Raw genomic sequence first — 11103 nt, 5'->3', positions numbered from 1 at the left:
GTCGCATCCTTCTCCGCCGCTCGTTTGCGCCCGCCTCCTGGTCGACGCGTCCGATCCGGGCTGAGTGTCTCGTGCGCGCCGGACTCCACTTCTCGTATCCCGCGGCTGATCGTCGAACGCGAGATGCCCGTGGCACGCTCGACCATGGCAATCCCACCATGGCCCAGCACCATGGATTCGGACGCGGCCCACAGCCGCCTCGAGCGCTCCGTCAACCCCGGCGCCAGGGCTCGGTACTTCCTGCGAAGCGTCCGGATGTCCACGCATCAACAGTACATCCCTGTCCGTCCTAAATCAATCATTTATTTCGTTACGATCCCTAAGCGCCGGCAGGTCAGCCGCGCGTTGCGCCCGTGCGCCTCGTAGAACCCCATCCATCGCAACCGTTGCCGCGCCTCGCGGGACAGGGGCGCCGACATGCGAATCCATAACGACTGGGGAAGCAGGCTCTGCTGGATCATCATGCTGCCAGTATAGCCGCCTCCCAGGGGCCGGAAGCTCCTCTTGAACCGGTACGGCATGCTCAGTTAGGGTGTTTCGGATCTATCTGAACCAGGACAGCCGTCAAGGAGCGGTGCTATTCTGCGCGCGACGGCCGGCCGTGCGACGAATTTGGGCCGGGGCCCCGGGGGCGGAGCATGCCGCATACCAGGACCGTGAAGGTTACGAACAGGCTGGCGCGCATCGAGGGGCACATGCGCAGCATCGGTACGATGGTCTCCGAGGGCCGTCCCTGTCCCGAGGTTCTCGTACAGACCGCGGCGGCCCGCGCCGCGCTGGACCAGGCCGCCCGCGTCCTGCTGGAAGATCACCTGGCGCACTGCATCATCGAGGCGCAGGGCCGCGGGAACGTCGCCGCGGCGATCGGCGAGCTCAAGGACGCCCTCGACCGGTTTGTCGGCTGACAGGCGACTGCCTGACCAGCGCCTCCATCTCTTCAGGTGACTTCACCCCGTCCCCCGGACGCTCGTAGCGTTCTCGGAGCGCCTCCAGTGACGCGATCTTCGGGGGAGGGGAAAACGTAAGCAGGAAACTGGCAGTACGGATCCCAGAGTTACGAACGCCCGGCGAGACGCCCGGATCCACGTGAATTGCCTCACCCGGCGCCACCACGAAGGTCTCGCCCTCCAGCGTGATCTCTAGTTCGCCCTCCAGCATGAAGAACGACAGCTCGCACGCATCCTCCTCGTGGCCGTGGGGAGGCATGAACCCTCCCGGCGGCACATAGGCCAGATAGGTGAAGAGACCCTTCCCAAAGACGAGCGAGCGGTACCAGTAGTCGTCGCGGGCGTGCTGGAACCCCTCGAGGGCGCTGGCGTGGACGCGCCGGTAGCGGCTACCTTCCATTGATCCTCTCCTCTCGTCGATCTTCCCGGGATTCTAACATGGGCGAAGCAGGGAGGCGCCGCCTGGTCGTGCCGTCGACCGGAGTCCATCCTGCGCTCCGGTGGCCTGATTGGATATCTCAAAAGCAGTCCAATTGGCCCTTTACGCCGCCAGGACACCCGGTATGCTCGTATTGGATATCTTCTATGGGAGAGTCGCCATGGCCATTACAGTTGATCGCGAGAACCGGATACCGGCCTACATCCAGATCCGGAACCAGCTTCGGGAGCAGATCCTCAGAGGCGACCTGCCAAGGGGGACCCGGCTCCCGCCTGAGCGCAAGATGGCCCAGAGTCTGGGAGTATCGAGAACTACGGTCGTCAGCGCCTATGACGAACTCGCCGCGGAGGGGCTGGTCGAGGCGCGAGTTGGGCGCGGGACCCTGATCGCCACGCCTCCCTCTGGACTCACGGAAAGAGGCTCGGGTGTCCGGCCTCTGGCCTGGACCGCCCACATGACCAACCTGGCGAAGAGGTTGCAGGGAGAGAAACCGGCAGGACTCTATGCGCTTGCTGAACTGTGCAATAGGGCCGACTTGGCCCAACTCTGCAACGGCGTGCCCGACAGCTCGCTGCTGCCGCTGGATCGGATCAGGCAGGCCTGTGAGGCCGTCCTGCGCGAGTCGGCAGTCGCCGCGGTGAGCGCCGGCGCCAAGCATGGAATAGCCCCTCTGCGCGAAGTGATCGCCTCAAGGCTGGCCAGAGCCGGGATAGCGTCGGACGCGGACCGGGTCGTGGTGATCAACGGCGCACAGCAGGGGTTCGATCTCCTCGTGAGGCTCCTGACAGAACCTGGCGATACCGTGATTGTGGAGTCGCCGACATACCTGGGCGCGATTGACACTTTCCAGGCGGAGGGCCTGCGCGTCATAGGCATTCCGGTGGATCGAGACGGGATGGATGTGGACCAGGCCGAGTTCGTGGTCGCCCGATACCGGCCACGGTTCATCTACACCGTGCCCACGTTCCAGAACCCTACCGGGACGACGATGAGCCTCGAGCGGAGAGAAAAGCTGCTCGGCATCGCCCGGCGGTACCAGGTCCCCATCATCGAGGATGATCCTTTCGGCGATCTGTACTTCGACGAGCCGCCTCCGCCCAGGTTGAAGGCGCTTGACGGCAGTGGCCACGTGCTCTACCTAGGCACGGTATCCAAGGTCCTGGCTTCCGGGCTGCGGGTAGGCTGGCTTGTGGCGCCCCAGCCTGTGGTCGAGGCGGCCGCACGGCTGAAGGCTCTGAGCGACTCTCAGCCTGTGTCGCTGAGCCAACACCTCGTGTTGGAGTTCATGGGGCGCGGGTGGCTCGACGAGCACGTGGACACCATGAGGGCCATCTATGCATCGCGCTACCGGGCTATGGACGCCGCGCTGCGGCGACACCTCCCCCGGGAAGCTAGCTGGACCCCTCCCGGAGGGGGCATATCCATGTGGGTGGAGCTGCCGCAGCAGGTGGGGGCACAGGAGCTTCTAGATGCGGCCGCGCCGCGTGGTGTCGTATTCCTGCCGGGCCACTACCTATATCCGGGGGGTGGGCCTTCGAACACGTGCAGGCTCAACTTCAGCGTACCGGACGAGCACGAGATTGGGCGTGGGGTTGAGGCAATGGGGTCGGCACTGCGGCAGGTCATGCGCCGGCGCACCCAGGCGCCAGCCGAACGGGCGGTGCCGGGGCCAATCGCATAGTCACTGGAAAATCGGGCAAATGGGGGGAGGAAGATGTTTCATTCGGCGTTCTTGCTTGAGCGGCTCGCAACACAGAAGATCCAGGAGGCGCTGCGGGAGGCTGAGTCCCATAGGATGGCGAGCAGCGCGCTGAGGGAGGCGAAGTCCCTCAAGAAGGCGTGCGAGGGCCCGCAGAAAGCGAGTGCCCTAGGGATTCCGGGCAATGCTCGCAGGCTTATCGGCCAGATCGGGCGCTTGATGGTCGCAGCGGGCATCAGGCTGGAGAGGTTTGGTTCATCTGCGGAAGGGACGCAGAGGAGGCGGGAGTGTTCCGTGTGACTCAGTGGGGCAGGAGCATCGCTCGATTGCTCCTTCCGCTCTCGATCCTGATCTCGGTTGCCTTAGGAGCGCTGGCGGCACCGCTCTTTGTGTCCCCGGGCTCTGCACAGGCCCCCCCGACCCAACCGGCGCTGGAGCGCATCTGCGCGGCCGACCGCATCGCGGCCGAGTGGTTCGCTCCCGGCTTTCTCTCCCTGGTTCCCCTGGCCCAGGTCCAGTCTGCCCTCGATACGATTAAGGCCGAGTTTGGTCGTTGCCTGCGGGTCGGCCAGGCCGGGACCGGTCTTGTGATGGAGGTAGAGCGCGGCATCCTCGACGTGACGGCCTCGGTGGACGGCGAGGGCCGCTTTACAGGGCTACTGCTGCGGCCGCGCGTGCCGCATTCCTCCACGGGCGAAGCCCTGGCCGCATTCCGCGCGCTCCCGGGACACGTGGGCCTTCTCGCGGCGGAGGGGGGTCGCGAACGCGTTGCCCTAAACGCGGATGCATCGCTTGCCGTGGGATCGGCGTTCAAGCTCACGGTACTACAAGCCCTCAGGCAGGAGGTGGACGCGGGCCGGCGTTCGTGGGGCGATGCCGTCACGCTGCGCAGGGAGTGGAAGAGTCTCCCGAGCGGCACGCTGCACACCGCGCCGGAGGGGACCGAGGTCACGCTCTTGCGGCTCGCGGAGCTGATGATCTCGATCAGCGACAATACAGCCACGGACGCCCTCATTCACACGCTGGGCCGCGGCACGGTGGAAGCTTTGGCGCCGGTACGGAACCGCCCGTTTCTGACCACCCGTGAGGCATTTGTGTTGAAGGCGCCCGAGAACCGTGACCTGCTGGAGCGCTACCGGCGAGAGGACGAATCCGGGCGCCGCGACGCGCTGCGCGATGCCGCACACCGGCCGCTTCCCTCTCCCGGGATCTTCGCTGGAGGCCCCACCGCGCTTGACGTGGAGTGGTTCTACACGGCGCGTGAGCTGTGCCGCGAAATCTCCGCCGTAGCAGACCTGCCCGCGGCGGCGATCAACCCCGGCCCCGCAGGCGCCGAGGGTTGGGCAAGAGTGGCATACAAGGGTGGCAGCGAGCCCGGCGTGCTCAATCTCACCACGTTTCTCGAATCACGCACGGCGAGAAGGTACTGCGTGGTCGCGACCTGGAACCACACGGAGCGGCTGCGCGATCTATGGTTCGTCGGTCTGTACAGGGGCGTAACTGAGCTGTTGAGATAGCCTGCGCTCTGGATCTTCTCTGGCATGGGCGGAGGGATTCGAACCCCCAACACTCGGTTTTGGAGACCAGCGCTCTACCAATTGGAGCTACGCCCCTGCGCCGTCTCCCATCATAGGAACGGACCGGCCGAGCCGCAACCGAGGTTGGTACTGCTGTGTCACAAAAACCTGGACATCTCCGGGGCGGTATGGGGTCATGCAAGGTATGGCCCACACCCCAGCCACCCCTGACCGCCGGTTTCGCGCGTACATCGAGCGTCTGACTCAATGCCGGGTCGGTGCTACATCGAGAGGCTTTGATGGCGGGAGATTGAAGCAATTACGAAGGGCCACAACAGAAGGAGGGCAGGCGATAACTCCTGCCCTCAACGGGGCTGAGTGTCGGAGACTTGCTCAACGTGAACACAAATACCTCCTGGTGAGCCTTGCCTATCTCTCCATAAGAAGTTCAAGCCCGTCGGCGCATGCTCGGCTTACAGTATGACTAGCCTCTTCTTCCCCGGGCATTTTGTCCCAGCCGCCCTTTTCAATGAAGGCGGCTCTCTCCCAGGAACTTATATCCTTTAGTTCTTTCAGCTTCTCTTGAGCGTTCGGTTGCTTCATGAATTGGGCGACGCAGATTGCCGCCCGAGTCGCCAAGGCAGCCTCTTCAGCCCGCTGTAGGGAAGTGCCCCTGGTTGTCCAACCACCCCACGCAAAGCCGATAATCAGTGTGATGACTGCCCCGATAATCAGACCCCATACTACATGCTTAACCATCGCTCAGTACCTCCCTGAAGTGTTGTGACATCACTGCTTCATGAACAGTACCGTGTGGGTCCTCCCTCTACCCCTGACTTGATTTCCGGACTCTTCCAGCCGACTTCCCGCAACCGTCCGTGCCAGTAAGCTCGGAACATAGCCGACCACCTCGACAGTAGGCCGACTACCCGACCACGCCCGGCAGCGCCTGTACTCAACTATTGATCCCTCGGAGATGGGGTCTTGTTACGCCCCATCTCTATCGAGATCGCGCCAGGGGTCTCCGAACGCGCCGACGAGGGAGGCTGGAACGGGTTGCTCTGTGCCTCGGCTCACGACGTTGCACAGGGGTCCGACGAAGCCATGAGCGCCCAACACCCGCAATTCGCAGCCTGCCCCGACCTCTCGGCGCATCGACGACCACTACGTCGCCAACTGGACGCCCCAGCAAGGCCCGACCTACCGGGCTGAGGTAGGAAATGCGGCCGCTGTCGGGGTCGACCTCTGCTGGCCCAACCACCAAGTATGTGGACGCCCGTTTGGTTCTGAGGTCGACCACTCTCACAGGCATGCCAAGGGTTACGGCATTGGTCGCACGGGCGGGCTTGATGACCTCCGCCTGTGCGAGCATCGCGCCCAGATCGGCAATCCGTGCCTCGATAGTAGCGCGCTCCAACTGGATGGCCGAGAACTTGATCATCCCCTCATCTTCGGCCTCGTCGAACGAATCGCCCTCATCCCTAGTCTGCGCAGAGAGGGATCGGAGTTGCTCCTTCAGACGCCGCAGGCGTTCGTTCGCCTGTGCGATGCCCTCTTGGGTGAAGTACACCGGCGCTGTGTGTCGGTCGCGACCGAGCCCCCACCGTACCATAATGCATGCACCTCCAATCGCTCGCTCGACATGTGGTTGGAGGCGGCCCTAGTCACAGGGAAGCAATTCGGACCTTGGACGGTGATTTCGCCTGGGATCGTACACGATGTCTGAGGCCCAATAGAGGCGAGCGCCATGCGCACCTGCCCGAATGCGGAGTGCGCGCGTCGGCGCAACTACGATCAGGTCGTTCGTCGACGCAGTCACCTCGCCAGTCCCACGGCGGGCCGCGACGCAGCCGTCAATCACATAGAAGTACCCGTTCTCGTCGCATGGCAGCCTCAGTTGCGCCCGGGAGGCAAGGGTAGCGATGTTGACAGTGTACCTGTGGTAGGAGTCTTTGACGTGGAAGCGCCGAATGAGGATGTGTCTCCCCACCTGCTCCCAGCGAACAGAGCACACCTCAGCCCGTCCCCGCTCCGTACCGGTGAGCTTCAGTGCAGGCAGCCAGATGCTTACCCCAAGCGGATATTTGAGCGTGAACGTCCGCCCCGAGCATGTTCCCCGATTGGCAAGGGCGTGATAGGTATGGGGCCAGAAGTGAAGGAGTTCCTCGTCGTGTGCTGTCAGCTCGCATGCCTTGCCATCGATGTAACGGCCGGCAAACCGGGTGTCCAGGACAACGGTGTATTCATCAACCGTGTGGGCGTGCCACAGTTGCTCATAAGCCGACGATGTGAAGGCAATGACCACCGAGGGGCCCTCATCATTCCTTGTCCCTTGATGAAGGCCGAACCCCTTCCTCAGTTCCCGGCGGCGATTCCGGCTGAGAACATATCGGTCCGGCATCTCGTCTGACCTGATGACATGCAGGGAGCTCTGGACCTGCAGAACCGGGTTCTCTCGTAGAACCGACTCGGCCAACGCGCGGACCGTCTTGAGATCTCTCACCCAATGCTCCCCGTGCAGGATCTCGGCGCAATCCAGCTCAAGCTGCTGACATAGTTCATTGATCCGGTTGGCGACGAAAAGCCTTCTCCGCGACTCCTCTGCGTCCACCTTGCCTGCCATGAGGGAATCTTGTTCCTCTACGAGCCGTTGGAGTAGCGAAATCTGTCCCAAGAGAAGCTCAAGACGGGTTTCGACCGGCGCGATTTGTGTTGCTGCGAGCACGTTGGCTACCCCCTTTGTTCAACGGCACGTATGCATCTATGGCCACACATCGTGAGCGCCCGCCGGCAAGCGGTCCCGAATCCCGCGGGGCCCGAGGAGCCCGTCTCGCTGCCCCCCTCTATGCAGAAAGCCTGACCACGGCGGTCAGCCCCTCTGCCAATGCCGGTTGTGTGCTATGCGGTTTTGGCCACTTCACCGAACCTGCAACTGCTGGGTCCGGATGCCCCTCACGCCCTGGTCCTCGCCCCGCGAAGAGTCAAGCGTCAGACGCCTGTCTCCTGTTTGGACGACGTGTACGCGAGAACGGCAATGATGATACCGACGATGATGTTACTCCATCGACCGGCACCCGTGATGTTCAGCAAGAATGGGGAGACAACCAGCCAGAGACCAAGGACGATGTGCACCCACTTGACCTGCATGCGCATTCCCTCCTTTGCGTCGTTGTCCGCCTGTCGTGAGTGCGCCTTTCCGCCAGACGCCGGTCAGAACAACCGAAAGGGGCCGAACCGCGGCGGTCAGCCCCTCTGCCAATACCTTAGTGGACCTATGCGATTGGGTCCTGACTTCGACCTTCAGTCTACATCACTGGTTCACGCATGAGCGTCTTTCCACACCATCCGTTCGGTCTCCTGCTTCCATCACCGCATCTTGCCGAGAGCGTTGGCGAAGCTCCTGACGTAGTGCGCCGTGCCCAAAGTCTCCCGCCGAACGTGAAGTACGCAGAGATGTTCCGGGCCTGCCAACGCGAGGCGCGGGCTCTGGGCGCGATGAGATCGTGAGGAAAGAAAGCGCCTTCGAGGCACGACTGCTTGACCGCATGACCGATCTGCCGAGGCGGTAACGGAGGGCCGTCCGGCTCGATCCCAGCCGTCGCTGGGGGTCGAACTTGCCCGACTTCAGGCGACCGCCAGTCGCACCACCGGCCACTGCGGTAAGCCAGGAATCCCCCTCCCGGCGCCACGATTCCCACACCCAACGACCTCCCCGCGTCTGACTGCGCATTCCAGCGAATTCGATCACTCAGTCCAGGGTCAATCCGATCACCCGCTCCAATAATTCCCGATCACCCAATCCGAGGATCGCGATCACCGGGTCGGAGCGAAGCGACGCCGGCGGTTTTCTTGACGCCTCACCTCCCTGTGGGTGCCTGTTGTTCGAGCCCAGGTGGCCGGCCTCCTGGTGGCCCTCTGAGCCTGGGACATGCCTGCGAGCCTGAGGGAGCCGAGCGCTCAAGCCCCTGAGAAGGCCGTCGCGCGGTTTCTCGCCGGCGGGGAGGCATCTGGCTATCCCCCCTGCGGCTTGGCCTTCGCGCACACCTTGCGCATGGACTCGCCCTTGAGGTGGATCTTGTGCGCGGTGTGCACCAGGCGGTCCAGGACGGCATCAGCGATGGACGGGGCGGCCATGGTGGCGTGCCAGTGCTCGACCGGGAGCTGGCTGGCGACGAGGGTGGAGCGCGTCGTACACCGGTCATCGATGACCTCCAGGAGATCCCGGGCTTCGCCGGCGGCGAGCACGGCCAGGCCCCAGTCGTCGAGCACCAGCAGGTCGGTCTTGGCGAGCCTGGCCATCAGGCGCGGATAGGAGCCGTCGGCTCTGGCGAGGGCCAGGTCGCCGACGAGGCGTGGGACCCGGTAGTACCGAGCGGTGAAGCCCAGCCGGCAGGCCGCGTGGGCCAGGGCACAGGCGAGAAACGTCTTGCCGGCCCCCGTGGGGCCCACGATCAACAGACTCTGATGTTCATGCAGCCAGCGGCCGTCGGCGAGGGTGCGGATGACGGCACGATCGAGACCGCGGGGCGTCGTGTAGTCGATGTCCTCGATCGCGGCCGGGAGGCGGAGTTTGGCCTCCTGGAGCCGGCGGGTGAGTCGCCGGGTCTGGCGGGCGCTCCACTCCCGGTCAACGAGCAGCCCGAGGCGCTCGTCGAACGAGAGGGCGTGGAGGTCGGGGTCCTGCAGTTGCGCCTGGTAGGCGTCCGCCATGCCAGTCAGGCCCAGCTCCCGCAAGGTCTGAAGGGTCTGTTGGGTCAGCATCAGTGTCCACGCTCCTCGTCGGCGAAATAGAGGGCGCCCCGGACGTTCGCGTGCGGAGGCTGGGGCGGGACGTTCGGGCTGAGCTCGAGGTCCGTCTGATCGAGTCCCTTTTCGAGCATCGACTTCAGGCTGCGGTAGGAGTGGGCATGAAAAGCCAGCGCCCGCCCCGCCGCCGCCTCCATCCGCTCGTGGGGGTAGTGCTTGCCCAGCCGCACGATGCCCAGGCAAGCCCGATACCCTTGCTCGGGGTGCGGCTTTTCCCGGAAGATCGTCTCGACGAGCGTGGCCGTGTGCGGACCGACCGTCGCCGCCCAACGCACGAGGCGCGAGGGCGTCCAGTCGAGGTACCGTTGGTGGGCCAGCGGCCGGTGGGCCGGGTCGGTCTGGTACTGGCCGCGGCCCGCGGCCCGAGCGTGACTGGCGACCCGCCGGCCCTGGCGGAACACCTCGACGGTCCCTGCCGTAAGCCGCACGTCGACCCGTTCGCCGAGGAGCTGGTAGGGGACGCTGTAGTAATTCGCGTCCACCGCGACATGGTAGTCGATGCTCACCTTGGCCTCCCTCCATTGGGCGAACTCATAGGGATGAGCCGGCAGCGGCTTCAGCGCCGGCTTCTCCAGCGTCTCGTAGAGGATCCGGCGGGAGCCGTCCCGCTTCTTGAACGGCCGAGTATTCAACCGGTCCACCAGCTCCCCAATCGCCGCGTTGGCCTCCCCAAGACTGGTGAGGGTGCGGTGCCGCAGGACCGCCAACACCCAGCGCTCGACGATCTGCACGCCCACCTCGACCTTCGCCCGGTCCCGCGGGTGTCGCGGCCGCGCCGGCAGGACGACGGTGCCGTAGTGCGCGGCCCAGTCCGCATAGGTCGGGTTCAGGTCCGGTTCGTACCAGGACGGATGCCGTACGCCGGCCTTGAGATTGTCGGGCACCACCACCTCTGGTACCCCGCCAAAGAACGCGAGCGTCCGGCAGTGGCCGCCGATCCACGAGGGCAGATCTTGCGCCCACTGGGCCTCGGCATACGTGTAGTTGCTCGCGCCCAAGACCGCCACGAAGAGCTGGGCCTCTCGAACGCTGCCCGTGCGCGGATCAACGATCGGCATCGTCGGCCCGGCATAGTCCACGAACAGCTTTTCCCCGGCCCGGTAGGGCTGGCGCAGCACGACGTCCTGCCGCTGGCGCCACCGTCGGTAGTGCGCGCAAAAGGACGCGTACTGGTAGCCGCTGGGCTGCTCGCGCTTGTACTCGATCCAGAGCAGCTCCAGGGTGACCCCTTTGCGCCGCAGCTCGATGTCCAGGCCGGCCCAGTCCGGCTCCGGCCGGCGGCGCGGCCGCCCCTGGTTCCCCCGGTAGAGCGCACGTTCCAGTTCTGCTTCGTCCAGCGCCTCCGGCAGCGGCCATCCCAGGCCCGCCGCCTTAGCCCGCTGGACCAGGTCGCTCACGCTGCTGGAGGCCACCGACAGGCTCCGGGCGCTCTGACGCATGCTCAGGCCCAAGCCCCAGTGAAGTCGCAGCACTTCCTTGATCTTGCGCATCGATACCCTCCGCCTGGCCATCGGTCTCCCAGCCCCCTCCGTGTGGTTTGCTCAGGAATTGGGGGATCGCCGGGAAGACCCTCTGGCCGAATGGGGTCCAGCGCCGCGTCGCTCAGGTCCCCCGGGGTGTCCGGGAATTCCCAGACCAGGTGATCGGGATTTATCAGAACGGGTGATCGGTTTCAGGCTGGAACGAGTGATCGGG

12 protein-coding genes and 1 tRNA gene are annotated in these 11103 nt (G+C 64.6%); 4 read left to right on the top strand and 9 right to left on the bottom strand.

Annotated features, from left to right (window positions below):
• The coding region (locus RDU83_09260; protein MDQ7841198.1) for an ISAzo13 family transposase at positions 1-263 on the bottom strand (263 nt) is incomplete at its 3' end.
• Positions 264-302: 39 nt separating this feature from the next.
• Positions 303-464 carry a hypothetical protein gene (locus RDU83_09255; protein MDQ7841197.1) on the bottom strand — a complete coding sequence of 54 codons (162 nt, stop codon included), beginning with the start codon at positions 462-464 and terminating at the stop codon, positions 303-305.
• A 174-nt stretch (positions 465-638) separates the two neighbouring features.
• Here RDU83_09255 and RDU83_09250 point away from each other — a divergent pair, with 174 nt between their 5' ends.
• The gene (locus RDU83_09250; GenBank protein MDQ7841196.1) at positions 639-905 is read left to right on the top strand and encodes a metal-sensing transcriptional repressor; all 267 of its coding nucleotides are present in this window, start codon (positions 639-641) and stop codon (positions 903-905) included.
• Here RDU83_09250 and RDU83_09245 read toward each other — a convergent pair.
• Positions 874-1347 (bottom strand): cupin domain-containing protein, encoded by a 474-nt coding sequence (locus RDU83_09245; GenBank protein MDQ7841195.1) that lies wholly within the window; start codon positions 1345-1347, stop codon positions 874-876. The genes RDU83_09250 and RDU83_09245 overlap by 32 nt on opposite strands.
• A gap of 199 nt (positions 1348-1546) precedes the next feature.
• Between RDU83_09245 and RDU83_09240 the strand changes: the two genes are divergently transcribed.
• Genes RDU83_09240 through RDU83_09230 form a run of 3 tightly spaced genes read left to right on the top strand, consistent with a single transcriptional unit; the run spans position 1547 to position 4602 of the window.
• The gene (locus tag RDU83_09240; protein ID MDQ7841194.1) at positions 1547-3067 is read left to right on the top strand and encodes a PLP-dependent aminotransferase family protein; all 1521 of its coding nucleotides are present in this window, start codon (positions 1547-1549) and stop codon (positions 3065-3067) included.
• A gap of 33 nt (positions 3068-3100) precedes the next feature.
• Complete coding sequence (locus RDU83_09235; protein ID MDQ7841193.1) at positions 3101-3385, top strand: hypothetical protein; 285 nt, start codon at positions 3101-3103, stop codon at positions 3383-3385.
• Complete coding sequence (locus tag RDU83_09230) at positions 3373-4602, top strand: serine hydrolase (protein ID MDQ7841192.1); 1230 nt, start codon at positions 3373-3375, stop codon at positions 4600-4602. Before RDU83_09235 ends, RDU83_09230 begins: the two co-directional genes overlap by 13 nt.
• Before the next feature lie 20 nt (positions 4603-4622).
• Here the strand turns inward: RDU83_09230 and RDU83_09225 are convergent.
• The 6 genes from RDU83_09225 to istA form a co-directional block, all read right to left on the bottom strand.
• Positions 4623-4699, bottom strand: a tRNA-Trp gene (locus RDU83_09225).
• Between the two features lie 332 nt (positions 4700-5031).
• On the bottom strand, positions 5032-5361 hold the full coding sequence (locus RDU83_09220; protein ID MDQ7841191.1) for a hypothetical protein: 330 nt from the start codon (positions 5359-5361) through the stop codon (positions 5032-5034).
• Between the two features lie 901 nt (positions 5362-6262).
• The gene (locus RDU83_09215; GenBank protein ID MDQ7841190.1) at positions 6263-7225 is read right to left on the bottom strand and encodes a hypothetical protein; all 963 of its coding nucleotides are present in this window, start codon (positions 7223-7225) and stop codon (positions 6263-6265) included.
• A 365-nt stretch (positions 7226-7590) separates the two neighbouring features.
• Positions 7591-7749 carry an SPW repeat protein gene (locus RDU83_09210; GenBank protein MDQ7841189.1) on the bottom strand — a complete coding sequence of 53 codons (159 nt, stop codon included), beginning with the start codon at positions 7747-7749 and terminating at the stop codon, positions 7591-7593.
• A gap of 864 nt (positions 7750-8613) precedes the next feature.
• Positions 8614-9363 (bottom strand): IS21-like element helper ATPase IstB, encoded by a 750-nt coding sequence (gene istB / locus RDU83_09205; protein ID MDQ7841188.1) that lies wholly within the window; start codon positions 9361-9363, stop codon positions 8614-8616.
• On the bottom strand, positions 9363-10898 hold the full coding sequence (gene istA, locus RDU83_09200; protein MDQ7841187.1) for an IS21 family transposase: 1536 nt from the start codon (positions 10896-10898) through the stop codon (positions 9363-9365). The genes istB and istA overlap by 1 nt, the downstream gene beginning before the upstream one ends.
• Positions 10899-11103 lie beyond the last annotated feature (205 nt).

It is taken from the genome of bacterium (genome assembly GCA_031082185.1).
Classification (GTDB): Bacteria; Sysuimicrobiota; Sysuimicrobiia; order Sysuimicrobiales; family Humicultoraceae; genus VGFA01.
The sequence above is the reverse complement of the archived record's forward strand: the minus strand, read 5'-3'. Positions and strand labels throughout refer to the sequence as shown.

Excerpts from the sequence above, each read along its gene's own strand:
- RDU83_09250 (MDQ7841196.1), top strand. The coding sequence starts at position 639 with ATGCCGCATACCAGGACCGTGAAGGTTACGAACAGGCTGGCGCGCATC.
- istB (MDQ7841188.1), bottom strand. The coding sequence starts at position 9,363 with ATGCTGACCCAACAGACCCTTCAGACCTTGCGGGAGCTGGGCCTGACT.
- RDU83_09240 (MDQ7841194.1), top strand. The coding sequence starts at position 1,547 with ATGGCCATTACAGTTGATCGCGAGAACCGGATACCGGCCTACATCCAG.
- RDU83_09255 (MDQ7841197.1), bottom strand. The coding sequence starts at position 464 with ATGATGATCCAGCAGAGCCTGCTTCCCCAGTCGTTATGGATTCGCATG.
- RDU83_09245 (MDQ7841195.1), bottom strand. The coding sequence starts at position 1,347 with ATGGAAGGTAGCCGCTACCGGCGCGTCCACGCCAGCGCCCTCGAGGGG.
- RDU83_09235 (MDQ7841193.1), top strand. The coding sequence starts at position 3,101 with ATGTTTCATTCGGCGTTCTTGCTTGAGCGGCTCGCAACACAGAAGATC.
- istA (MDQ7841187.1), bottom strand. The coding sequence starts at position 10,898 with ATGCGCAAGATCAAGGAAGTGCTGCGACTTCACTGGGGCTTGGGCCTG.
- RDU83_09220 (MDQ7841191.1), bottom strand. The coding sequence starts at position 5,361 with ATGGTTAAGCATGTAGTATGGGGTCTGATTATCGGGGCAGTCATCACA.
- RDU83_09210 (MDQ7841189.1), bottom strand. The coding sequence starts at position 7,749 with ATGCAGGTCAAGTGGGTGCACATCGTCCTTGGTCTCTGGCTGGTTGTC.
- RDU83_09215 (MDQ7841190.1), bottom strand. The coding sequence starts at position 7,225 with ATGGCAGGCAAGGTGGACGCAGAGGAGTCGCGGAGAAGGCTTTTCGTC.